We start from the raw sequence: 22,811 nt of genomic DNA on the forward strand, positions 1-22,811 counted from the left end.
TTTGGTAATACACTGAGGTTGGTTCGACCTTTAGAGCTTAGGTAAACTTGTTCCATTAGGAATATTGACTAAGAAGCCATCCACTTCTATAAGTGGTGGCAGTTCACAGAAAATTTATACAAATGTAATTGAAAAGTAATACTATGATGTCTTTTGAGTGATGTTTCTATAATAGTATATTCATAAAATATACAGAAATAAGCTGAAATATTTACTTAATTAAAGTATATTGGATGTTTTTTGGGAAAAATAGCATAATATATGCCAAATTTAAATTTGATAATATAAATGGGATTCATTATTATAATAATTGTATTAGCACTCATAATTAATGAGTGCTAACAAGAAAAGTTAAAAATTAAATTTAAATAAATCTAAAGTATTTTAAGGAGGGGTTTAGATGAAAATTAGACCACTTGGAGACAGAGTTGTAATTAAAAAAATTGAAGTGGAGGAAACCACTAAGAGTGGTATCGTTTTGCCAGGTACTGCTAAAGAAAAACCACAAGAAGCTGAGATTGTAGCAGTAGGACCTGGTGGAGTAGTTGATGGAAAAGAAATCACTATGGAGGTTAAAGTAGGAGATAGAGTACTGTTTTCCAAATATGCCGGGAATGAAGTAAAAATAGATGGTACGGAGTATACTATCTTGAGGCAGGATGACATATTGGCTATAATCGAATAAGAACATTATTAATTTAAAAAAAGTATTTATTATAATATGTAGTTGTAGGGAGGTTTTTTTATGGCAAAAAGTATTTTATTCAGTGAAGATGCAAGAACGAAAATGCAAGAAGGCGTAAATAAATTAGCGAATACAGTAAAAATTACCCTTGGACCTAAGGGAAGAAATGTAATACTTGACAAGAAATTTGGTACACCACTTATTACTAATGACGGTGTTACTATAGCAAAGGAGATAGAGTTAGAAGATCCCTATGAGAATATGGGAGCTCAGCTTGTAAAAGAAGTTGCTACGAAGACAAATGATGTGGCAGGAGACGGAACTACTACAGCAACTTTACTGGCTCAGGCTATAATAAGAGAAGGATTAAAAAATGTTACAGCAGGGGCAAATCCAATGCTTATAAGACAGGGTATAAAAATAGCTGTGGATAAGGCAGTAGAAGAAATAAAGAAAGTTTCAAGGACAGTAAAGGGAAAAGAAGATATAGCGAGAATTGCATCTATATCAGCTTCTGATGAAGAAATAGGTAAATTGATTGCTGACGCCATGGAGAAGGTCGGCAACGAGGGTGTTATAACTGTTGAAGAATCTAAGACTATGGGAACTGAGCTGGATGTAGTTGAGGGTATGCAATTTGACAGAGGCTATTTAAGTGCATATATGGTTACAGATACGGAAAAGATGGAAGCCGTATTAGATGATCCCTATATATTGATAACGGATAAAAAAATATCAAATATTCAAGAGATACTTCCACTGCTTGAAAAAATAGTTCAGCAGGGAAAGAAATTACTTATAATTGCTGAAGATGTAGAGGGTGAAGCCCTTGCAACCTTAGTTGTAAATAAGTTGAAGGGTACATTTACATGCGTAGCAGTAAAGGCACCTGGATTTGGAGATAGAAGAAAAGAAATGCTTCAGGATATAGCGGTACTTACTGGAGGACAGGTGATTTCTGAAGAACTTGGAAGAGACTTAAAGGAAGTTGATTTACAGGATTTAGGAAGAGCTGAATCCGTGAAGATAGACAAAGAAAATACCACTATTGTAAATGGAAGAGGAGATAAGCAAGCTATTAAAGACAGGGTATCTCAAATTAAAGTACAGATAGAAGAAACTACTTCCGATTTTGACAAGGAAAAATTACAGGAAAGACTTGCAAAACTTGCCGGCGGAGTAGCTGTAATAAAAGTTGGAGCAGCAACTGAAACTGAATTAAAAGAAAAGAAAATGAGAATAGAAGATGCACTGGCAGCTACTAAGGCAGGAGTTGAAGAAGGCATGGGACCTGGTGGTGGAACAGCTTATATCAATGCAATTCCAGAAGTTGAGAAGTTAACTTCAGATATACCAGACGTAAAGGTTGGTATAGATATAGTGAGAAAAGCACTGGAAGAACCAATTAGGCAGATAGCAGCTAATGCAGGTGTTGAGGGTTCTGTGATAATTGAAAAAGTTAAAAATAGTAAAGTTGGTATTGGCTATAATGTACTAAATGATAAATATGTAGATATGGTAGACAATGGAATAGTTGATCCAACTAAAGTTACAAGATCGGCACTTCAAAATGCAGCATCTGTAGCAGCTACATTCTTGACTACAGAAGCAGCAGTAGCAGATATTCCGGAGAAGAACACTCCAGCTCCTGGACCAGGTGCACCTGGAATGGGCGGCGGAATGGACGGAATGTACTAATTTTCGAGCTTCAGCAGACTTTAAAACCCCGTATCATTGGATATGGGGTTTTATAATACTTTCTAAAATAGTATAAATTCACATTGACAAAAACAGAAAAATTGAATAAAATAGTGTAAATAGTTAATAAGACAGGTAGAAAAATGTCGAAATTTATAATAAGATTTGATTTTATCCATTTCATATATTTCCTCAATATGGCAGGAAGTATCTACCGGAAGCCGTAAATTTCCGACTATGAATGGAGTTATTATAGTATAGCCATATTACTTTCATTATGAATGAATTTAGTAGGGCTTTTTTATTAAACATTTTTTAAACAGTAATTATTAACATATTATAATTTTAGGAGTGATTTTAATTGGCAAGAATTTTAAAGGAAGCCTATACTTTCGATGATGTACTTTTAATACCAAATAAATCTGAAGTTTTACCTAGAGAGGTGTCCCTTGCAACTAATTTAACTAAAAAAATCAAATTAAACATACCTCTTATGAGTGCTAGCATGGATACTGTCACTGATTCCAAAATGGCAATTGCTATGGCAAGAGAAGGCGGTATTGGTATAATACATAAAAATATGTCTATAGAGCAGCAGGCTATAGAGGTAGACAAGGTAAAGAGACAGGAAAATGGTGTAATTACTGATCCCTTTTATCTTTCACCGGACAACAGCATAAATGATGCCCTTGCCCTCATGAGCAAATACAGAATATCAGGCATACCCATAACTACAAGGGGGAAACTGGTGGGTATAATTACAAACAGGGATATAGTTTTTGAAACAAATTATTATAAGAAAATTTCACAGGTCATGACCAGTGAGGGACTTGTAACAGCTCCAGAGGATACAACTATTGAAGAGGCCAAGAAAATACTTAAAACACATAAAATAGAAAAACTGCCTTTAGTGGATGAAAATAATAATTTAAGAGGACTCATAACTATAAAGGATATAGAAAAGGTAAAGAGATTTCCCAACAGTGCCAAGGATTCCAAAGGAAGACTTTTATGCGGTGCTGCAGTGGGCGTTACTGTGGATATGATGGATAGGGTAGATGCATTGGCTAAAATGGGAGTAGATGTTATAACTGTGGATACGGCCCATGGTCATTCCAAGGGAGTTCTGGATGCAGTTCAAACTATAAAGGGAAAATATCCGGAATTGCAAATTATTGCAGGAAATATTGCGACAGGTGATGCTGTAAGGGATCTTGTAAAAGCTGGAGTGGATTGTGTAAAAGTGGGCATTGGCCCTGGTTCTATATGTACTACAAGGGTTATATCCGGTGTAGGGGTACCACAGCTTACGGCAATAATGGATTGTGTAGAGGAAGCCAATAAATTTGATGTCCCGATTATTGCAGATGGAGGGATAAAGTATTCAGGAGATATAGTAAAGGCATTGGCAGCCGGTGCCAAGGTGGCTATGATGGGTTCTATGTTTGCAGGTTGTGATGAAGCTCCTGGTGAAACTGAAATATATAAAGGAAGGAGCTATAAAGTTTATAGGGGAATGGGATCACTAGCTGCTATGGCCTGTGGAAGCAAAGATAGATATTTTCAAGAGGGAAATAAAAAATTAGTTCCAGAAGGAGTAGAAGGCAGGGTGCCTTGCAAGGGACCTGTGGCAGATACTATATTTCAGCTCCTTGGAGGAATACGTTCAGGTATGGGATATTTAGGAGCTCCTACATTAAAAGATCTATATGAAAAAGCTACTTTTGTAATTCAATCTTCTGCTGGGCTTAGAGAAAGTCATCCCCATGATATATCTATGACTAGAGAGGCACCTAACTATAGCGTGAGACAGGAATAAATAAACTAGTTGATTTACTACAATATATATTTTTGGATGATATAATTATAAATGAGCTGTAACCGTGATAATTGATGTAATTATTTAAAAGTGGTTAGGAGGAAATCCATGGATAGGCAGATGGTTATTATAATAGATTTTGGAGGGCAGTATAATCAACTTATAGCGAGGAGGGTTAGGGAAAACAATGTATATTGTGAAATAGTTCCCTATACTTGCTCTCTGGATAAAATAATAGATAAAAACCCCAGTGGAATAATATTTACTGGTGGTCCTAAAAGTGTGTATGGGAAAAATGCTCCTAAAATAAGCAGGAGAATTTTCAGTTTAGGGATCCCTATTTTAGGTATATGCTATGGACATCAATTCATATGTGCCAATTTAGGTGGAGAAGTTAAAAGTGCTGTGGTTAGAGAATATGGAAAGGCGGATGTTGTACTGGACAATAACAGTATTTTATTCAGCGGTATAGATAAAGAGCAGAGCTGTTGGATGAGCCATACGGATGTGGTGTCCCGTGCACCAGAAGGTTTTGAAATTATAGCTTCTACTGACGAGTGCCCTGTGGCAGCTGTGGGGAATGATTCCAAAAAGATATATGGAGTTCAGTTTCATCCTGAGGTTCAGCACACTCCCTTTGGTAAAAAAATGCTCACGAATTTTTTGCTTAAAATCTGCAATTTAAAGGGAGATTGGTCCATGTCTTCTTTTGTGGAGGAGAAAGTAAAACTTATTAGAGAAAAAATTGGAGATAAGAAGGTAATATGTGCCATGTCAGGCGGAGTGGATTCTTCTGTAGCGGCAGTTCTTGTACATAAAGCTGTTGGTAAAAAACTCACCTGTATTTTTGTGGATCACGGACTTCTTCGAAAAAATGAAGGAGATCAGGTAGAACATGTGTTTAAAGAACAGTTTGACATGAACTTTGTAAGAGTTAATGCGAAAGACAGGTTTTTGGGAAAATTGAAAGGAGTGTCTGATCCTGAAAAGAAGAGAAAGATAATAGGGGAGGAGTTTATAAGGGTATTTGAAGAAGAAGCTAAAAAATTGGGTGAAATAGGTTTTTTAGTCCAGGGAACTATATATCCTGATGTTGTGGAAAGCGGCCTTGGAGCTTCTGATACTATAAAAAGCCATCATAATGTAGGAGGACTTCCGAAAAATATGGATTTTAAACTTATAGAACCTCTAAGGGAATTATTTAAGGATGAGGTCAGGACTGTGGGAGAACAATTGGGTATACCTCACAAATTGGTATGGAGGCAGCCATTCCCGGGACCTGGACTTGCAATAAGGGTTTTAGGGGACATTAATGAGGAGAAACTTGAAATAACTAGAGAAGCAGATGCAATATTTAGAGAGGAAATAGCCAATGCAGGATTGGATGAATCCATATGGCAGTATTTTGCCTGTCTTCCCAATATACGTTCTGTAGGGGTAATGGGCGATGAGAGGACCTACTGCTATACTGTTGCTCTTAGGGCTGTTATCTCCACAGACGCCATGACCTCGGACTGGGCTAAGATACCCTATCCTGTGCTGGATAAGGTGTCCAGAAGGATAGTAAATGAAGTTAAAGGTGTAAATAGAATTGTCTACGATATAACCAGCAAACCACCTGCTACAATTGAATGGGAGTGACAGCATAGAAGCCGGAAACCAGCATGAATGCTGGGTTTCTGGCTTTGTTTTTTGTAAAAGCGTACCGGAAACGTTCCGCTTTTAATTTTTATAGCTTTTTATCACTTTTTTTGAGCTGCTTTTTCAAGTCCTGAAATAACAGCAGCAGGTGTTTCAGTTTTAGCAATCTTGTTCAGGTTAGAAGCAATTGCCTCCATTTATATTTTTGTTAAATTTATACTTAAGTTTAATTATTTATATACTTACTTTTAATATATTGAATAAAATCCTCAATCTCTTTTTGTGCTTCTTCAGGGAGTTCGTTATAATCTGGTAGTGTTTTATTATTATTTATTTTATTTATAAAATAAATTGATATAGTGCCGGTAAGTAAACTTATAAGGCCTATTCCCATTATCATAAGAATTCCTGCTGTTATTCTATCAGGAATGGTCTTAGGAGATATATCTCCATATCCAACGGTTGTAGTAGTTACAAAGCTCCACCAAAAAGCATCTCCAATGGATTTTACGGTTACTCCTTTTTCAAAAAAGTATATAGAAAATGATCCTGCCGTTATAGTTATTAAATTTGCATATATTAAATATATAAAACCATTTGTATATAGAAAATTTCTAGTATTTTTCTTAAGTTTTTCCAGAAAGGCTAAAAGCCTAATTAATTTAAATAATCTAGTTAGTTTAATTAATTTTAAAGCCCTAAAAAGTCTTGTAACCCTAAAGAAAGAACTGAATGGAATTATAGCAATCAGATCAAATATGTTTTCTTTAAAAAATCTTTTTTTATTTTGTGAAATAATTAATCGTGTGAAATAATCTACTGTAAAAATAATTAAAATAGCGTTATCAATGTAATTATACGGAGGAATGTCTATGTTAATTTTATTGGCCAAATCTAAAAAAGCTAAAATCACTGCAATTAGAGAAAATAGTATAATAAAAAAATTATACATTTTATGTAGTTTCTCGAAATTGGAGAATTTCATTAAATATTACCATTTTTCTGCATTTATTCATTAGTTTGTTCTATATATTTATTTAGTACTTCAGTTAATTTATCTGAATATAAATATAAGTCATCTAAGGATTTTAATTCATATTTTGTGTGTGTCTTATCTTTATTGGGTAATATTAATATTTTTTTAGTTCTAAGTGCTAACCTACAAATCCTCTTGTATTATTATCTACTAAGATGCTGAAATAGGATTCAGTATCTTTATATGTAATATGTGATAAATCAATAGAGGACTTTCCTCAATTTGGACGCTCTCTCTTGAGCTTCACTTAAAGTAGTAACTTTTTTAACTAAAGTAAATTTTCCTTGTTCGTTAATTTTTAAGCCTGAGAATATAAGAATGTCATTTAAGTCAGTTAATAATTCATAAAAACGGTGTTTATCATTTACGAACCTTACAGGTTTAACAACAAGTTCAATGAAATGAAGAATATTATTAGCACATTTATCTTGATTTTGCTTCATTTGAAAACAAAAATTGAGTCTTCGCCATTTGGTATTAGGTGAATTCTCATTTATACCGATTTTAGATAGAAATTCAGTTATTTGAGAACCAGTTAGATATTCACCTAATGTTTTACTAATTTGTTCAATAGTATTTTCATCCAATATTATAGTAGAAATTTTAAACACCACCTTTAAGGTGATAATTCTACAAAATAATGCAAGAACCTTTAGAAGATAATGGGAGCTTATATCTATATTTTACTAGCAAAAGGAGACGAGCAGAGTACAATTTCGTATTAGTTTTACTATTAGAATGTTTAATTTCAATATAGAAAGAGGTGGGAACATATGAGCAGATCCATAAGAGACGCGGATATAATTTACAAAAAAGCAAGGATAAAGACATCCGAAAGTAATGACAAACTCAGAAGTCGAGAAGGAGCTAGTGAACTGCTGGATGTCAGTGTTGGATCGTTACTTAATTATGAAACAGGTGTATGCAAGCAGATATCGGCAGATGTAACCAAGATTTTAAGAAAATGGTATCAATCAAGAAAAGATATGATTAATATACCATTTTCTTAAAAATTATTTATTCAATAGTATTATTTCGGATTATCTACAGTAATTGCTGCTAGCCTTGCAGCGAAAACACCAATATGGCCTGTAATAATAGTCCCAGCAGCTGTTACTGTTATAGTATAAGTGCAGCATCCGTTTAAACATTGGTTACAGTCGCATACAAAAAATGTGAATGTAGTAGAAGCAGGGACTGCGACTGCTTGTGCTAATGCAAAAGAAAACTGTCCGCCAATAGGTATGGGTTGTTGATCACCACAGAATTTAAATACTTGAAAATTTAAAGTCCCTACAACAGGTGCTGTGGGTGAAGTAGGTGTTGCAATTATATTACTTGTGAATTCGAGTTTCGTACATGGATTACGAAATTTAGAAGTATCTATGGTGATAGTAGTGATGGTAGCAGTAGTTCCACCTGGGGTAGTATCAGGTATTATTACCTGACCAGCTTCTCCACATTTTAAAATAACTGGGTGTAGTTTATTGGTTTCACAATTATGTCTATAATCATTTGATATTGAATTCATATATTGATCCCCCTGTTTATAGAGTTAGTGTAAAGTTTTTTACACTATTTTTAAAATTTATTCTTTATATATCAAGGGTTACAGAATTTTTTCAATAAAAAAACAATGACCCCCTATTTCATGTTATAATTGAATCTGCTAAAACCAAAAATAAACACGAAAGGGTGTCATTGTCTTGGATTCAATTATAACTTACTTGTTCTTATATAATCAATATCTTTTGAAAATAATTTCTCAATTACTTTTGTTTATCGCTAAATATATTCCTCTCAAGCAGTGGGCTTTTGAGGATTCGCATAGCCCAGAATATCAAAAATTCAAAGTGGACAAACTTCCTAAAATCCTTCACTTTGAGAAGGTTGATTTTAGGCTTCTCTTAGCTTACTATGAACATAAATACAATAAGCTAATCAAACCTGTTAAAAGACGTAACGGAAAGTCCATCCCTGAAAATATTTTGTGTCCCAGGTGTGGTGCACCCCATAACTACATTTACGATAATAACGGAAATAGAGGTCAGTTTCAGTGTAAAGTCTGCGGCCAGAATTTCAACGAAAGCAATCATGCTGACAAACCCATGGTATTTCTCTGCCCTTATTGTGGACATACTCTTTCCACCCAGGAAAGACAGAAAACACTTTCGTATACATAAATGTGTTAATCCTGAATGCTCCTACTACCAAAGCAATCTTTCTAAATTGCCTAAAAACCTGGATGCGGCTCACAAACACAAATATAAGCTTCACTATATCTATCGTGAGTTCACAGTAGATTTTTTCAAGATGGACTTACATGGACTTCCTAAAAATGCTGTTAATTTTAAGTATAGGAAGTTCAATGCCCACATCATGGGATTGTGCCTTACCTATCATGTGAATCTGAAGCTTTCAACAAGGCAGACAGCCCACGCTTTACAGGAAGTTCATGGTATAAAAATTTCACACACCATGGTTTCTAACTATGCTATGACTGCTGCCGCAGTTATCAAACCTTTTACGGATACTTTTGACTACAAACCTTCCAAGATTCTTTCTGCCGATGAAACCTACATCAAGGTTAAAGGCATAAAACACTATGTTTGGATTGTCATGGATGCCTGTAAAAAGTCTATTCTTGGCTATCAGGTATCTGATACCAGATCTGTAGGTCCATGTATTCTGGCTATGCGCATGGCTTTTGAGAAGTTTAAAGAATTTCCCAATAAAGCCCTGAAATTTATTGCAGATGGCTACAGTGCCTATCCTCTTGCCAGCCAACAATGCAAGCTCATGAATGGCTGGGATTTTGATGTTACTCAAGTCATCGGACTTACCAATGATGATGCTGTATCCACTGAATTCCGTTGGGTAAAGCAAGTAGTAGAGCGGCTTAACCGCACCTTCAAGTCTTCCTACCGTGTTACTGGTGGTTATGGAAGCGAAAATGGTGCTCTCTATGGCGTTTCTCTCTGGGTTGCCTACTATAACTTTCTGCGCCCACATCCTTATAATTACTGGAAGCCACTAAATGAGATAGATATTTTATCTAATGCAGGTAATATGCCTGCCAAGTGGCAGCTTCTCATTTATCTTGGCCAGCAGACTATCCTAAATATGCAGGAAAATCCAGTGGCCTAACCACTATCTGTTTTTAGATTTTTGAGCCGGAGGTACAACTTAGCCACCCTTCGGGCTTGCCCTTGATGGCGTTATAAATAAATGCTAAAATGCTGTGAACAAGACGGTGAAATCTATCTGTTTTTGAGTTTCTTCGCCGTCGGTATATCCTTCAGAGCATTTATTTATCATGCAGTCAAGGGTGGCGGTTCTAACAATCAAACCTTATTTTAGAAAAAAATCACAATAATCTAAGCTCTTACGAACATATTTTTTAGAATTATTTTTTCATAGCTCACTTTACACTATCTTTATAGAGAATTTTAATAATACAATTTGATAGCGCTGTGAATTTTTTAAGTATAAGTTAATTGTTAGAATATCCTTATAATATATGATATTGAATAATTGAATAGATGTGATATTGTAGCTTATGAATGTTTTTCACGAAGAAAAAAACCAAGGATAAAAGTCCCTGGAATGAGGTTTAATGTAGTATAAGTTTAAACACTGGAGATTCATCATCTCCAGTGTAAAGTAAGTATCAATGCATCAAGAAAAAACATTTTAATTCATACAAACTTCTTTCAAACTTCACATAAACTTTAATATTCTAACATCTTGAGTGCATTGATATCCTTATGAAAATAGGATGTGCAGAAATCAAATTATTATTCTGGTAATTTTAGGAGTTGACAATCTTACAAAGAAATCATGAATATGAGACAAGAAAAAAGTTAGCTTAAAGAAATAATTTTAGGAGTGGTATACATGGAGAAGCTGACAGCTAGAGAGAAAGCTGAAATGACATATAATATGCTGCAGAAACGAAGAGTAAAGAAAGCCAAGGAAAAGGAAAACATGGTGTATGAGGTTGTAGGGGAATTGGTTAAAAAGTGTAATAAGCGTGGCCGTATAAGATGCAGGTGGTGAAATGATTAAAGTAATTGCGATACCTTATATGGTGATAGCTGTAAATAAAAAGCTAGCACTTTTTATTTAAAATATATTGACATCATATATGACATCATATTATAATGATATTAGCAGGAGGTACATAAGAAATGTCAAAGTTTGATAAGCTGATAGAAGAAATAAAAAATCTTTCAACTGATATGAGATTTTCAGAGTTAAAGAAAGTGTTAGAAAGTTATGGCTATTCAGGGAAGTCTCCAAAGGGTGGAAGTAGCCACTGGACATTCAGAAAAGATGGAAGGAATCCAATTACCATACCATATAAAAGGCCAATTAAAGTTACATATGTGAAATTAGTAAGGGATATAGTAGAATCCCAAGAAAGAGAGAAATAAAGTATTGAATATCTAATTTTATAAAAATTAGTATAAACAAATAGGCAATACTATATTCTGGAAGGAGGAGTACGTTTTGAAGAATATAGAATATTATATGAATCTTAACTATAAAATTGAAGTTATAAAAGACGAAGAAGGTGGATATGTATTAAAATATCCAGAATTAAAAGGATGCATTACTTGTGCAGATACAATTGACGAAGGGATAAATCTTTTAAATGATGCAAAAAGAAGTTGGCTTGAATCAGCACTTGAAGATGGAATGTTGATACCGGAACCACTGGAGGAAGAAAATTTTTCAGGACAGTTTAAACTAAGGATGCCTAAATCACTTCATAAGGAATTAATGGAGAAATCTAAAGAAGAAGGTATAAGTATGAACCAATATTGTGTATATCTTTTAAGTAAAGGTGCAGGAATTCAAAGTAAAAGTTAATTAACAAAAAATCGTGAGACAAAAATGAGACAGATTTGATACAAAAGTGGAATAAATTTGGGAAAAATCTTCGTAAGGATGATATATAATATAAATGAATTAAGGAATTCAATTTGGTGAAAATAAAACATGTCCCCTTTTATGGTTTGATTGAACTATATTCTTTTTAGGAGAGTGATGTTTTGAAACCCGTTATAGATAAACAGCAGGTAAGGAAATTATATATCCAAGGATTCACAGATTCCGAGGTTGCCAGGAAATTAAATTGTAAAAAAGATACTATTAAAAAGTGCATTCAAAGGAATTTTGGAAGTTTGAAAATAAAACATCAAGTTGCACTGATCCGCAGGCGTGAAGTGTTGAAAGCGGTAAACTATCAGGCGAACAGATATATGGGAGATAGCACCTTTGTAAAAAAGAACAGATCCATATACAAGACAAAGCCTAATGGAGATATAATATTAAATAAAGAAGTCGCTCCGGTTGTTACATGGGACACGCCGAAAAGATTGGCAAATGAATATAAAGATAGATTTTAATACCCTCAATAAACCTGTGGCTCCAGGATTAAATGGGGCCTCCAATATGGTTTATATGCTATAAATATAATTCCTATATCTTGTAAAAGACACCTGGCTTTTAGTTGGGTGTCTTTAAAAATTCATAATATTTATAAATAGTTAATTAATACGACACTAAGTTGTCACAAATACCATATATACTTATAAGTGTCCTAAGGAAATAGATGCTAGCGAAAAGGATTTTCATAAAGTTTAATTCCCAAAATAAATAGTTTTTAAATATTGTCCCCTTTAAGAATAATAAGTGTAAATTAGTGTCTGCGGTTGCAGGGCACTATAAACTTAAATGCAACCATCAGCAAATTCTTTATAAAATTGAACTCCCTTAAGATTATGAAATAGGCACTGTAAGATTAGTGCTTATTTTTGTTTTAAAGAATTTATTATTAAGTATGTACAAGTTATAATAGTTGCTCCTAATGAATAAATACCAATTAATATTTCAGAGTTATCATTGTTATTGGACAACAATCCTACAAGAATAAATGAACCATACATAAAAACTATAAAACTTATAATCCATAAGAATATGTACTTTAGAATTTTCATGAATGACAATCTCCTTTTTATTTAATCATAACATAAACAAAGGTGAGAGATATGGAAAAAGAAAAGCCCAAGAAGAAAAAATTAAATAAGAATGAGTCTGGGAGAGGCAAAGACCTCTCCTTTTGTGATATAGAAAAATTGATGCGGCATGACTGCTACCGGAGGGTCAAGGGTGCTATTAGGAGGGTGAGGTGAAGAAAATGGGAACAGAAAGTATAGACGTGTTATCAGATAAATATACTGAAATAGTTATTGAAACTGATGAAGAAAATCCTACAACCATAACTGAAATAACAAATGAAGACGCTAATGTAGCTAATGGCTATAGGATAAGGCTAACTCCTAACTATGATAGAGATTAGCCTTTTGGTGGAAACGGATTAGCGGTTCAGATAGATATGAAACAGCACAGGCGGTTTTAAATTTTATAAAAAATGGAGGCAAATAAAAAAATAATTCTAAGAAATTTTCAGATTTTCCTGCCTATATTTCAAAAAGTGCATATATATTATATACACAGAGAAATAAAGTGGAGGGAATAAAGTATGTATACTGATGAGAAAATAAAAGCAATCAAGAGAGATAGAGATCGAGCTAAACAGTTGAATATCTATTTACTGGCAAAATTATTGCAGATATATAAATCAGGTGCAACTCAAGATATTAAACGCATTATATCCATGGCTATTAAAAAAACTGGACTAGTTTATCCAGAATTATTTTCTATAATAAGCGAAAAACCAAATAAAGATTAATTGGGAGGAATATAAAAATGTCAAGTTTGACTATATTATTTATTGTTATAGGACTAGCTGTTGGAGCGGGAGCTACAGTATTGGTACTCCTGCCAGCTTTAAAAAGGAAGGGTGTTGACACTGGAGAGATATTACAAAAGGTTGACAATGGCCTGCAGGAGGTCAAAAAATATACTGATGCTGCAAAAGCTATAGTACCGGGTAATAAATTCCTTAATATTTTGAGTATCATAGAAAAGTATGCAGAGATAGGTGTAGGGCAAGCTCAACAGCTCAATATATCTTCACAGCTTCCAGCGGACCAGAGGAAAAAGAGTGCTGAAGATTATGTATATAGTGTACTTCAGAAGTTGGGAATAGAAGTGGATGACAATGTAAGGACCATAGTTTCCGGGGTAATTGAGAGTAAAGTATACGAACTCAAAAGCCCAGAAGAGAAAAAGTCAGCTGGGCAGACGGCGACTCAGGCTCAAATATCGCAGCTCCAGACTCAAAATTCACAGCTCCAAAATGAAAGAAGTCAGCTGCAGCAGGAAAACGGAGAATTGAAAAAGAAGATTGCTGATATACAGAGCACTGTGGCTCCGGTGCAAGGTGCAGCTAGTGCAACAGCTCCAGCACAGCCAGCACAATAATTTTAGCCCTAGGGCGGAAGACTGCTCTAGGGCTTACTTAATTAAATTATAAATTGAAATTTACTTAAGACCATAGATAGATTTTAATAAAGCAATACCAGTTGGTGTCTTAAAAATTTTCCCCATTGCATTATTAATATTTGTTTTAGAATAATTACTCTCGTCAGCATTCACAATATAATCTGCCTCAACCAAAATCTGATAGTCCAATCCGGTAATATCCCTAAGAGTATGATGATGACCAACCAAAAAAATAATTCGATTGATAAATTCTTCAGAATATCCGATATCCTTTAGAAACTCAGCAACTAAAATTTCGCCTTCTTTTTCTTGATACTTACCATTTGTATTTCCATATTTTTCTCGGCAAAGTGGGCAGGCAATATCATGAACAATTGCTGCTACTTCCAATACAGTTTGTGTATTCTTATCTAATTTTTCGCATTCTCCAATTATTTTAGCATAAGCGTATACCTTCATAAAATGATTAATATCATGAAGATTTCCCCTAGAATACTCAATCATCTTTGTTGTAATTTCTGAAACTATCATAAAAACTCCTCCTCAATATTGCAAATTACTGTTTTATATATTAATAATGTACAATTTTGCAAATACAAATTATCATAACTTATTTTTGTGTAAAATTAATATATCGTATGTTTAAAATACAATACAATGTGGTATAATATATTCAAAAGAAGCCGTTACGGTTTTCGTGATTTAAATATGTTTTTAATTAACTAAAGTGCACTTAGCGAGGGTGCATTTTAGTTTTTTGAGTTATTTTCTTTATCACTATCCGCAGTAATAGATATTTCATTATTACTGTGTTTAGAGCTGTTCTTATATTTAAGAATGGCTCTTTCTTTTAAGTATGCAAGCATAGCAAAAATGCCTACTATACTTACTATTGTAACGCATACTATAGATGTAATAGTAATAGAATCACTCATTTATGTCACCCCCTCTGCTGTCAAATTAACCGCAACGACTCCTTTGTAAGAGATAAACCCTGGGGAGTGACTAACTAAAAACACTTTATTCTCCTGATAATTATTATAGCATAAATTTTAACCATGAATCTATATTTATAAAGTTTGTTTATAATAAAAATATAGAAGCCCCGTAGTAACCGGAACCCCTATAAACAAGTTATGCAAGAATGATTGTAACAAAGTTTCATTGATAGTATATCCTAGATATATTAATTTATTCCTGTGTAGTTTATTGAATTTTTATAAATATATGTTAGAATGTAATTGAATGATTAGTTCCTAGAAACTTTTAATCTCACAAGAGTTCCTATATTTAGGAGTTCTTTCTCTTATTTAGCATTTCCAGAAATTCTCTATTGCTCAAATTATTATATTATAGTATAATACATCACAATCTATGTTTTAAATTGTTATCTTTTAACCAAAGCAAGGGGCTAATCATTTTCGATTAGCTCCTTATATATTTTTGCCGTCAAAAATTCGTCAAAAATAATTTAAATAAAACTATAAAATTTTAGATTTAGTATTTATCTATATTTGCTTTCAGCCTTTTAGTTACAACATTTTGCATATAATTAGAAATATTTTTTAACCCCTTATAATTTTAAATTATAATCACATAATATTCTTGAGGTGAATGATATTGTTTCAGCCTAAAAGAGTTATATTTGAAAATGCAGCGTTGGAATATAAAACAGGGAAAAAAATAATGGAATATTTTAAGCATAAAGATGTGGAATTGCTATTTTCTAAAAGCGGAAGAATAACGCAGATACCGGGGAATACAGCTTCTGAAATGTATTTTGAAAGTAAAAATACATTGGTAGTAGGAATTAGAAAGTCTTATGAGTTTCAATCCTGTAAGCCCTCTGCACATTATCAATTGCCATTAGTAAGTGGTTGTATGGGAATGTGTGAGTATTGTTATCTCAATACTAGAATGGGTAAAAAGCCTTATACAAAGGTTTATGTAAATATAGATGAAATATTAAATAGGGCGGATAAATATATTGAGGAGAAACTGCCAGGTATAACAGTATTTGAAGGTGCGGCAACTTCCGATCCAATTCCTGTTGAACCTTATACAGGGAATTTGAGTAAATGTATAATACACTTTGGGAAAAGTAAAAATGGGTATTTTAAATTTGTGACTAAATTTACTGACGTAGATAATCTTCTCAGTTTAAATCATAATGGGAAAACTACCGTAAGATTCAGTATAAATACAGATAAAATAATAAGTGAATTTGAACACGGAACTCCTAAACTTAAGGATAGAATAAACGCAGCTGTAAAAGTTATAGATGCCGGGTATAATGTGGGCTTTATAATTGCACCAGTATTTTTGAATCCTAATTGGGAAACTGAATACAGGGATATTATAGATAAGATAGGGAATAATTTCTCTGATTCACCGATCACTTTTGAAATAATATCTCATAGATTTACCAAAAAAGCAAAAGAAAATATTTTAACAGTGTATCCTAAAACAATGCTGCCTATGGAAGAGGAAATTAGGAAATTCAAGTATGGCCAGTTTGGGTATGGCAAGTATGTATATAAAGATGATGAATTGAACTATATGAAAGAATTTTTCAAAGAAAATATCGAAAAATACTTTGATAAGTCAAGTATAAAATACATAATATGAGGGTTTAATAAAATGAAAAAAAGAAAAGGGTGTACCCCGTAATTTGTATTGGGGCAAAATTGATGATATTATTTCATGTACTTGTCCACCAATTCATAGCATCTTTCTTTTGTTGATTGGGCTGATGAGTTGGTATATAGTATGGATTCCATTGTTCCCCCCTTCATTTTGGATGAGTCCTCTTCGGCCTTGGCATCTCTCTTATCTGTCCATTGAATTTCTTCATTTTGCAAATTTTCTATTTCGCTTGGGGATGACTGTCCTTTTAATATGTCATAATAAATTTCATCCAAAGCTGCATTCCACTGTTTATATCTTTCATTTGCGTGATTCATCATATCTTCTGCTGTTTTCTCAGTATTGTTGAAATCTTTAAAGCCTAATTCAATATTGTCTAATTTATTTATATATTCCTGTTTTTTATTTTCTTCATTCAGTTTATTATTTGGTTGGTCAATCTTGGAATTGGTTTTCTCTTGAGTATTGGAATTCACGTTCTCTTTAGTTTTTGTAGTATCATCTGTTATGGTAGTTGATGACTCAGTATTTTGGCTTTGTGCAGAGTCTTTTGCTGACTTGGAGTTTTCACCTTCTGCAGTATTTTTTTCTGAACTGGTATTTTCGTTTTCTGCAGTATTTTTTGGCAACTCAGTATTATTGCTTTTTGTAATATTTTTTGCCGGTTGAGTGTTTTCAACTTTTATGGCACTACTTTGACATCCAGTTAAACTTAAAGCTAAAATTAGAATTGTAATTACTATACTTTTTTTCATTTTTATAATCATTCCCTTCGCTTTACTTTGGTATCTGGAATAAGTTTGAATAGAGGTTTTCCACACTTCCAAGCTCTGCTGTTGGGTTGGACTCACTCTCACTAACAATGAAAAATGTCAACAATAAAGAAATCAGTCCAGGTTTTTAAAGTAGGGTACTGTATTAAACTACTTATTGTATGATGTACAATTGCCATAGTTAAATTATATTATACAACCTATAGATAATACAAACTGTTAAATTTTAATTAATAAAGTAATTAAATTATTATGCTTAAAAACTTTTATAATTCATTAATTTAGCAGTATACTAAAGAATATTAGAAGTTCGCTTGAAATTAGGAAATACAAAAGTAATTATGTGAAAGAATAGGAGATGTGAACTGTGAAAAACATTGTATTTGCAGGAGGATGCTTCTGGGGAGTTCAGGCATATTTTGACGGTATAAGGGGAGTCCTAAAGACAAAAGTTGGATATGCAAATGGGAATGGAAAAAATCCCAGTTATGAAGAAGTCTGCAGCGGAAATACAGGGTTTGCAGAAGCCTGCTTCTTAAAATATGATCCTCAGATTATAGGACTTGAAAAATTGCTTGAAATGTACTGGAAGGTAATAGATCCAACACTTGTGGATAGGCAGGGAAATGACAGGGGAAATCAATACAGGACCGGAATTTATTATATAGATGAGGATGATGTGAATATTATAAAAAAATCCATAGAAAATCAGCAGAAAAACTACAAGAAAAAAATTGTAACAGAGGTTCTTCCTCTTGAAAATTTTTATAACGCCGAGGGATATCATCAGAAGTATCTTGAGAAAAATCCAGGGGGATACTGCCATATACCAAAAGAACTGATGAACTGACCCAAACTCTTTCTTTTTACAGCGAATTGTTTTAGAATTAAAAAAGAGGTGTAATTTAATGCAAAAAGCAGTTGAAATTGAAAGTAAAGGATTAATTTTAAGAGGAACGCTGCACATTCCTGAAAACATTACAGCTGATATTCCAATAGTTTGTATTTTTCATGGCTTTACAGGTGATAAAATAGGATCTCATTTTATATTTGTCAAGTTATCGAGAATTTTAGCTGAGAGGGGGATTGCAAGTGTTAGATTTGATTTTGGGGGAAGTGGAGAAAGTGATGGCGACTTTGTTGATATGACTGTTTCCAGGGAACTTGATGACGCAAATGCCATACTTGATTATGCAAAGTCTTTGGATTTTGTTGATAAAAATAGAATAGGCATTCTGGGCCTCAGTTTGGGAGGAGCTGTTGCAAGTATGCTGGCAGGTGATAGAAAAGAAGACATACAATCGCTATGCCTCTGGGCTCCGGCAGGTAACATAAGAGAAATTGTCATGAATAGGGAAAAAAATGAAAAAGAAGATCTTAAAAAAATGCTTAGAAATGGTTTCAGGGATATGGGAGGGTTAATGCTTGGTATAGACTTCTTAAAAGATACGGAAAATATCAATGTTTTTGAAAGAGCTGTCAACTATGATAAAAATGTTCTTTTGATACATGGTGATAATGATGAAATTATTAAACACAGTGTATCAGAAAAATATCTGGATATTTATGGTGATAAAGCAGTCCTATATACCGTAAATGGAGCAGATCATACATTTAATAGTATAAATTGGGAAAATGAAGTTATTGATTGTACAAGTAATTTTTTAGAAAAAGAACTTAAATAATATATTAAAATATAGTATTTAAAAAATTATTTTATTGTATTTTTCACTTGTATCTCTTTTGTCTGTTTTCTACCTTGAAACTTATGTAGAAAAGCAAAGATAAATGTAATTATGGGAGACACGTAGCATAATACCGCATAAGGTGCATATGAGATGGTTGAAATACCTGTTGTTATAAAAATAAATAGTGAATTTACGTTCCATGGAATAAGAGGAGCAATAATTGTTCCGGTGTCCGCCATAGTTCTAGCTAAAATACAATTTTTAACTTTTAACTCTTTATATTTATTGATTAAAAACTTTCCAGGAAGTATTATTCCAACACTTTGATCACTTATAATTGTTAAGGCACCACTTATAAGTCCTGTTTTTAAAATGAGTTCTTCACTCGATTTAATTTTAGAGGTTATTCTTTTAATTACTGGAATTATGAGTCCGGTTTCTTGAAATATGCTGCTTAGGCTGACTGCACCTGCTATTATAAGCAGCACAGATATCATGGATATCATGCCGCCGCTAACTAATACTGTATTCAATTGGACAAAATTAGTATTTATATTATAACCGTTTAATATGGCATTTATAATGTGATTAAAACCTTCTCTTTGAAAAACAATGGAAACAACTATTCCGGCAATTAATGCTAAAAATACTGATTTTAGCATTTTTATTCCCAAAAATAACATAATTATAATGCTTAATGGTAGAAGTAATATTAATGGTGAGACAGTAAAATTGCTGTTAATAGCATACATAAAATTATTTATATTAGAATTTTCAATAACTACACTGTATTTCTTCCCTATAAAATAATATACTGATGCGGATATAAAACAAGTTGGAAGTAATGTCTTTAGCATGGATGTTATAGCCTCTTTATACGCTATTTTTACGGTTTCAAGAGTGAGATTAAATAGATTTGATATTGGGGAACTCTTATCTGCTATAAAAGCTCCTGAAACTATAGCTCCTAAAAGAATATAATTTGGTATTCCAAATATCTTTGACAGTGCTAATAATGCAATTCCTACACTGCTTATGGTTCCAAATGCTGTGCCCATAAATATCGAAACTACTGATGTAAGTATAAAAGCAGAAAATAAAAAGTTTGTACCTTTCATATATTTGAGCCCATAGTATAACATAGTTGGTACAACTCCAGAAGACATCCATATGGGAATCATGGCTCCAATTAATGCCATTAAAATGAAGAGCGATTTACATTCATAAAGTCCTCTTTTTATCATGTTAAAGAGTTCAATTATTGAAAATCCACTTTTTCTACATAAATATATAGAAAAAATTATGCTTGCCATAAAACCATAAAATAGGAATGCATTTAATATAATACAGCTAATAATTGAGATAAGTGTAAATGTTAAAATAATATAAGTATATTTTTCGGGAATTTTGTTTTCATTCATATATCGTTCCTGCCAATCTCTTTTTAAATTAAAATTCTAAAAACTTAGTCATTTAATAGGCCGCTCCAGTATATTTCCCATGAGACTCTGAATTTTTGATTAAATCTTTCAATTCCCCCATATATTAATGCTACTAGCAGCCCGTCTAAAATAGTCATGAAAGAAAGAGTAGCTCTTTCAGCTTTTTTTGAAAAAGTTTCCGTATTAAAAAATAATTTATTTAATAGCTTTTCAAGTTCTGAGAAGTACAATTTAAAATTAAGGATAACTTCTTCTCTCAAATGAACTGGTGGCATATAGGCCATACGCAGTATAAACTTCATATTACATTCCTTATTATTCGTATAGCGTTCTTTAAGTTTTAAAATAAAATCTTCCAGGTAGTTTTTTAAATCAGGTTGATAATGAGAGAAATACTGATGCAAAAATTTAGTCTCCTCATTAATAACTTCTTCCATAACTGTAAGAAATAATTCATCTTTACTTTTAAAATGAGAATAAATTGATTGCTTTTTTATTCCTACTTCTTGAGCAATATCAGAAAGTGAAGCACCGTCATATCCCTTTTCTGTAAAATTTAGCAGCGCGGCTTTTTTTATTTCTGTAATAGTCATTTGACTACCCCCTTTACGATCGTTCGTAAGTATATAATACAGTAAATACCAAATGAAGTCAAGTTTAAAAATATGATACGAAAAGTTTTCCTGCTTTTTAGAGATGAGGATATTTATATAAAAAAAGCTTTCTGTAATAAATCAGATATCACAGAAAGCTTTTTCATCATTATCAAGCTAATTAGTTGGATTCAGGTGTACTCTCTCCTGTACTGCCGGAAGATGAGTTAGCTGAATTATTGTTTCCTGTAGTATCCCCAGAAGATGAATTATTTGAATTAGTATTTTCGCCATTATTACCAGAAGATGAATTAGTCGTTGTATTTGTATTTTCAGTATTGTTTTTATTATTTTTAGTACTTTCAGATGATGAGTTGTTTGAGCCCGTATTTTCAGTGCTATTTTTAGAAGATGAACTGCCTGAATTCGAATTTCCGTTTCCGGTGTTTTTATAAGACGAATTGGTTGTATTTGTGTTTTTAATTGTATTACTAGAAGGTGATTTAGTTGTACTGTTGGTTTTAGTTGATCCTCCTGTTGAATTAGTAGTAGGCTCTTTTTGAACAGTGCTATTTACTTCAGGTGTCTTTGAATTATTGGATTTTGCCTTTAAAAAAGCTCTACTTGAAAATCCCACAACTACAATTAAAGCAATTGATGCCATTGCTATTAATGCCTTCTTGTTTAAATCAGGTTTGAAAGTCTTTTTCCTTTTTTTATCACTTAATGCTTTGTTATTGTAGTTATAAGGCTCTTTATTTGTGGCTTTGGTATAATTGCCTTTTTCAGTTGGTTTTGAAACTGCATTAACTATATTTTTGGGTATATTAAGCAATAAAAATAGAAGCCCCCTTTGTTCCATGGATTCTATCCTTTTGAATTTTTCAGGTGATCTGAGTATGATAACAGGTTTAGCGAGTGGTGCACGTTGACCTTCTACGTAGAGTGTAACTGAAAATTTATCACCTTTACTCAAAAAGGGTATATTGACATCTAAAGTTTTATCTTTTATTGAAGAATTAAATTTCAGTCCCCTGGTTATCTTTGTTTCTGCAATTTTTAAGTTGTTTTGTTTATTTTGTATATCTAAGGTTATTTCATGGATTATCTTGTTTGATACATTGGCAACAGTTACAATGTATGCGAAAACTTTTTTACCTTCTAGATTCATTGAAATGGCATTTCCCACATGGCATAGTAATCTGGGTGCCAAGTTTTTATAATAGTCTAAGAGCAGTCCAGATATAAACGATATTACTATAGTTATAATTGCAGTTTTGATAACACCTAGCATATTAAATTCGCTTCCTTGCTTTTTATAATTATGTAAATAAATTATAAGATAGATATATATTTGTGTCAAATGGGCAAATC

24 protein-coding genes, 1 pseudogene and 1 riboswitch are annotated in these 22,811 nt (G+C 32.8%); of the genes and pseudogenes, 17 read left to right on the forward strand and 8 right to left on the reverse strand.

Annotation, left to right across the window (positions count from 1 at the left end):
- Positions 1-400 precede the first annotated feature (400 nt).
- From groES to guaA, 4 genes are all read left to right on the forward strand, one after another.
- Positions 401-685, forward strand: coding sequence for a co-chaperone GroES (gene groES, locus LN736_RS15095; protein WP_150358314.1), 285 nt, complete (start codon positions 401-403; stop codon positions 683-685).
- A 60-nt stretch (positions 686-745) separates the two neighbouring features.
- Positions 746-2,383 (forward strand): chaperonin GroEL, encoded by a 1,638-nt coding sequence (gene groL, locus LN736_RS15100; protein ID WP_150358315.1) that lies wholly within the window; start codon positions 746-748, stop codon positions 2,381-2,383.
- Positions 2,384-2,543: 160 nt separating this feature from the next.
- Positions 2,544-2,641, forward strand: a riboswitch (purine riboswitch).
- A gap of 103 nt (positions 2,642-2,744) precedes the next feature.
- Entirely contained in the window at positions 2,745-4,202 is a 1,458-nt protein-coding gene (guaB, locus tag LN736_RS15105; protein WP_229981892.1) for an IMP dehydrogenase, read from the forward strand.
- A gap of 108 nt (positions 4,203-4,310) precedes the next feature.
- Positions 4,311-5,843: a glutamine-hydrolyzing GMP synthase gene (gene guaA, locus LN736_RS15110; RefSeq protein WP_150358317.1), complete on the forward strand. Its 1,533-nt coding sequence runs from the start codon at positions 4,311-4,313 to the stop codon at positions 5,841-5,843.
- A 226-nt stretch (positions 5,844-6,069) separates the two neighbouring features.
- On the opposite strand, the gene LN736_RS15115 is transcribed toward guaA, so the two are convergent.
- A complete protein-coding gene (locus LN736_RS15115) occupies positions 6,070-6,795 on the reverse strand; it encodes an ion transporter (protein ID WP_229981893.1) in 726 nt (241 codons plus the stop codon).
- An 857-nt stretch (positions 6,796-7,652) separates the two neighbouring features.
- On the opposite strand from LN736_RS15115, the gene LN736_RS15120 reads away from it, so the two are divergent.
- Positions 7,653-7,889, forward strand: coding sequence for a hypothetical protein (locus tag LN736_RS15120; RefSeq protein WP_229981894.1), 237 nt, complete (start codon positions 7,653-7,655; stop codon positions 7,887-7,889).
- 20 nt (positions 7,890-7,909) lie between these two features.
- On the opposite strand, the gene LN736_RS15125 is transcribed toward LN736_RS15120, so the two are convergent.
- The gene (locus tag LN736_RS15125; protein ID WP_150358320.1) at positions 7,910-8,410 is read right to left on the reverse strand and encodes a DUF4489 domain-containing protein; all 501 of its coding nucleotides are present in this window, start codon (positions 8,408-8,410) and stop codon (positions 7,910-7,912) included.
- A 175-nt stretch (positions 8,411-8,585) separates the two neighbouring features.
- Between LN736_RS15125 and LN736_RS15130 the strand changes: the two are divergent.
- From LN736_RS15130 to LN736_RS15170, 9 genes and pseudogenes are all read left to right on the forward strand, one after another.
- Positions 8,586-10,026, forward strand: a pseudogene (locus LN736_RS15130) (DDE-type integrase/transposase/recombinase).
- A gap of 750 nt (positions 10,027-10,776) precedes the next feature.
- Complete coding sequence (locus tag LN736_RS15135) at positions 10,777-10,938, forward strand: hypothetical protein (RefSeq protein ID WP_179978435.1); 162 nt, start codon at positions 10,777-10,779, stop codon at positions 10,936-10,938.
- 131 nt (positions 10,939-11,069) lie between these two features.
- Positions 11,070-11,315, forward strand: a complete 246-nt coding sequence (locus LN736_RS15140; protein WP_229981895.1) for a toxin HicA — start codon at positions 11,070-11,072, stop codon at positions 11,313-11,315.
- Positions 11,316-11,391: 76 nt separating this feature from the next.
- Entirely contained in the window at positions 11,392-11,754 is a 363-nt protein-coding gene (locus LN736_RS15145) for a toxin-antitoxin system HicB family antitoxin (RefSeq protein ID WP_150358322.1), read from the forward strand.
- Between the two features lie 182 nt (positions 11,755-11,936).
- A complete protein-coding gene (locus LN736_RS15150) occupies positions 11,937-12,293 on the forward strand; it encodes a DNA-binding response regulator (protein WP_150358323.1) in 357 nt (118 codons plus the stop codon).
- 642 nt (positions 12,294-12,935) lie between these two features.
- The gene (locus LN736_RS15155; protein WP_190972248.1) at positions 12,936-13,079 is read left to right on the forward strand and encodes a hypothetical protein; all 144 of its coding nucleotides are present in this window, start codon (positions 12,936-12,938) and stop codon (positions 13,077-13,079) included.
- Positions 13,076-13,246, forward strand: a complete 171-nt coding sequence (locus LN736_RS15160; protein WP_229981913.1) for a hypothetical protein — start codon at positions 13,076-13,078, stop codon at positions 13,244-13,246. Before LN736_RS15155 ends, LN736_RS15160 begins: the two co-directional genes overlap by 4 nt.
- A gap of 183 nt (positions 13,247-13,429) precedes the next feature.
- On the forward strand, positions 13,430-13,639 hold the full coding sequence (locus tag LN736_RS15165; RefSeq protein ID WP_229981896.1) for a hypothetical protein: 210 nt from the start codon (positions 13,430-13,432) through the stop codon (positions 13,637-13,639).
- A gap of 17 nt (positions 13,640-13,656) precedes the next feature.
- Positions 13,657-14,274 carry a hypothetical protein gene (locus LN736_RS15170; RefSeq protein ID WP_229981897.1) on the forward strand — a complete coding sequence of 206 codons (618 nt, stop codon included), beginning with the start codon at positions 13,657-13,659 and terminating at the stop codon, positions 14,272-14,274.
- Between the two features lie 60 nt (positions 14,275-14,334).
- Here LN736_RS15170 and LN736_RS15175 read toward each other — a convergent pair whose 3' ends face one another.
- Together LN736_RS15175 and LN736_RS15180 are read right to left on the reverse strand one after the other, a co-directional pair.
- A complete protein-coding gene (locus LN736_RS15175) occupies positions 14,335-14,826 on the reverse strand; it encodes an HD domain-containing protein (RefSeq protein ID WP_229981898.1) in 492 nt (163 codons plus the stop codon).
- 218 nt (positions 14,827-15,044) lie between these two features.
- Positions 15,045-15,230 (reverse strand): hypothetical protein, encoded by a 186-nt coding sequence (locus LN736_RS15180; RefSeq protein WP_150357777.1) that lies wholly within the window; start codon positions 15,228-15,230, stop codon positions 15,045-15,047.
- Positions 15,231-15,909: 679 nt separating this feature from the next.
- On the opposite strand from LN736_RS15180, the gene splB reads away from it, so the two are divergent.
- Positions 15,910-16,923 (forward strand): spore photoproduct lyase, encoded by a 1,014-nt coding sequence (splB, locus tag LN736_RS15185; RefSeq protein WP_179977303.1) that lies wholly within the window; start codon positions 15,910-15,912, stop codon positions 16,921-16,923.
- Positions 16,924-16,991: 68 nt separating this feature from the next.
- Here splB and LN736_RS15190 read toward each other — a convergent pair whose 3' ends face one another.
- Positions 16,992-17,696, reverse strand: coding sequence for a lysozyme inhibitor LprI family protein (locus tag LN736_RS15190; protein ID WP_179977304.1), 705 nt, complete (start codon positions 17,694-17,696; stop codon positions 16,992-16,994).
- Between the two features lie 385 nt (positions 17,697-18,081).
- Here LN736_RS15190 and msrA point away from each other — a divergent pair, with 385 nt between their 5' ends.
- On the forward strand, positions 18,082-18,564 hold the full coding sequence (gene msrA / locus LN736_RS15195) for a peptide-methionine (S)-S-oxide reductase MsrA (protein ID WP_150358154.1): 483 nt from the start codon (positions 18,082-18,084) through the stop codon (positions 18,562-18,564).
- 58 nt (positions 18,565-18,622) lie between these two features.
- On the forward strand, positions 18,623-19,399 hold the full coding sequence (locus tag LN736_RS15200) for an alpha/beta hydrolase (protein ID WP_150358153.1): 777 nt from the start codon (positions 18,623-18,625) through the stop codon (positions 19,397-19,399).
- A gap of 26 nt (positions 19,400-19,425) precedes the next feature.
- Here the strand turns inward: LN736_RS15200 and LN736_RS15205 are convergent, their stop codons facing one another.
- The 3 genes from LN736_RS15205 to LN736_RS15215 all read right to left on the reverse strand — a co-directional run bounded on the left by LN736_RS15205 (position 19,426) and on the right by LN736_RS15215 (position 22,731).
- Complete coding sequence (locus LN736_RS15205) at positions 19,426-20,823, reverse strand: Na+/H+ antiporter NhaC family protein (RefSeq protein WP_229981899.1); 1,398 nt, start codon at positions 20,821-20,823, stop codon at positions 19,426-19,428.
- A 44-nt stretch (positions 20,824-20,867) separates the two neighbouring features.
- Complete coding sequence (locus LN736_RS15210; protein ID WP_229981900.1) at positions 20,868-21,437, reverse strand: TetR/AcrR family transcriptional regulator; 570 nt, start codon at positions 21,435-21,437, stop codon at positions 20,868-20,870.
- A 181-nt stretch (positions 21,438-21,618) separates the two neighbouring features.
- Positions 21,619-22,731, reverse strand: a complete 1,113-nt coding sequence (locus tag LN736_RS15215) for a hypothetical protein (RefSeq protein WP_150358150.1) — start codon at positions 22,729-22,731, stop codon at positions 21,619-21,621.
- Positions 22,732-22,811: the final 80 nt, after the last annotated feature.

Origin of the sequence: Clostridium aromativorans (genome assembly GCF_020908015.1) — a bacterium.
Taxonomy (GTDB): domain Bacteria; phylum Bacillota; class Clostridia; order Clostridiales; family Clostridiaceae; genus Clostridium_B; species Clostridium_B aromativorans.